Genomic DNA, 380 nt, shown 5'->3' with positions numbered 1-380 from the left:
GACAGGCACCTGTCTCCAGTTACATCCTCATACTGCTGCGGTGCTTCAGACTGCTCTTCAGTTGCAACAACAAACAGGTGGAATTTTTGATCTGCGCGTCGCCAGCAGATTGGCCCGCCTTGGATTACTGCCTTCGCAGACCAGGGTGCCACAGTATGTTCCTGATCAGCAGGCTTTTCGTTTTGTTGATGACCTGTGCATTGAAAAATTAAGGGATGACTGGCTGGATGTGGGCGGGATTGCTAAAGGCTATGCGGTTGATCAGGCTACCAAGGTCTTGAAAAATTTTGCGGTACAGCGTGCCTGTATTAATGCCGGAGGTGATTTAGGGGTAATTGGTGAACATACGATATCTATTCGTGACCCACAATTTCCAACCC

The 380-nt window shown here is 48.9% G+C and carries 1 protein-coding gene; it reads left to right on the top strand.

Annotation, left to right across the window (positions count from 1 at the left end):
• Positions 1-380 (top strand): FAD:protein FMN transferase (locus KDM89_RS20280; RefSeq protein WP_212689673.1); only part of this gene is annotated, 380 nt, incomplete at both ends.

The sequence above is a fragment of the Cognatundibacterium luofuense genome, assembly GCF_018139685.1.
GTDB lineage: Bacteria > Pseudomonadota > Gammaproteobacteria > Burkholderiales > Burkholderiaceae_D > Undibacterium > Undibacterium luofuense.
This window is presented reverse-complemented; position numbering and strand designations above follow the sequence as displayed.